Below are 1037 nucleotides of genomic sequence, written 5' to 3'. Positions count from 1 at the left end.
AAGTTCATCGGCAGCGTCAGATGTGCATAAGAGACAGCGCCACACCTCCTCGGCCGCCACCCACCGCGCCGACCCGGACGCGCGCACCTGGCAGGGCGCGGCGGGATCCACCACGTGGCCGGAGGTCAGCACGAGATCCGGGCCGACCGCATAACCGGACCCGGTCACGCCTACGACGGTGTCGTGACCGGAATAGACCTCGACGACCCGTTCGAGCCCGAGGAGGTGTGGTGGCGTGTCCATGGGTGCCGCCTATGAGCTACGTCCCGGCGTGCCGTCCCCCTGACGAGCGACTGATGTGCTCCCCACTATCGCACTATGGGCGGGAAAATTCGCGGCTTGTCATGCCTTCTCGGTTGTGAGCCAGGCCGCCAGGCCCAGGTACACGACCCCACTGCCGACGTCCAGCCGCCGCCGTGCGCGGGCCGACCCGCGCAGCCGTCCCGCCAGTGCGGAGGAGAGCATCGCGTACGTGCCGTCGGAGATCATCCCGAGGGCGATCCACAGCAGTCCGAGCACGAGGATCTGCGGGCCGATCGGCCCGGCGCCGGGGTCGGCGAACTGCGGCAGGAACGCCACGAAGAACACCGCCGTCTTGGGGTTGAGGACGTTGACCAGAACCCCTTCCCAGAACAGCCGCCGCTTGGAGTGCACCCGCAGCTCGACCGCGTGCTCCTCCGCGCTCCGCCGCATCAGCTTGCGCACGCCGAGCCAGACCAGGTAGGCCACGCCGACGTACTTGACGATGGTGAACGCCGTGGCCGAGGCCGCGAGCAGCGCGCTGATGCCCAGCGCGGCCGCGGCGACGTGCACGACCGACCCCACGTGGACGCCGAGCACCGAGATCAGCCCCGCCGAGGAGCCCTGGGAGACGCTCCTGGTGACGATGTAGAGGACCGCGGGTCCCGGGACGATGAGCAGCGCGAGCGTGGCCGCGCAGAACACCACGAGCGTCGAGATATCCGGCATGTGGCCATGCTAAAAACGCCGTCAACGGCTTTTCCCGGCGCCCGCCCCGTCGCCGATGGCCCCCGTGC

General features: G+C 69.5%; 2 protein-coding genes. Both read right to left on the bottom strand.

The genetic code is table 11. From position 1 onward, the window contains the following. The coding region (locus tag C1J01_RS54320) for a hypothetical protein (protein WP_220040501.1) at positions 1–243 on the bottom strand (243 nt) is incomplete at its 3' end. A gap of 99 nt (positions 244–342) precedes the next feature. After that, positions 343–969 (bottom strand): LysE family translocator, encoded by a 627-nt coding sequence (locus tag C1J01_RS48275; RefSeq protein ID WP_111185852.1) that lies wholly within the window; start codon positions 967–969, stop codon positions 343–345. Positions 970–1037 lie beyond the last annotated feature (68 nt).

It is taken from the genome of Nonomuraea aridisoli, assembly GCF_003236395.1.
Classification (GTDB): domain Bacteria; phylum Actinomycetota; class Actinomycetes; order Streptosporangiales; family Streptosporangiaceae; genus Nonomuraea; species Nonomuraea aridisoli.
The sequence above is the reverse complement of the archived record's forward strand: the minus strand, read 5'-3'. Positions and strand labels throughout refer to the sequence as shown.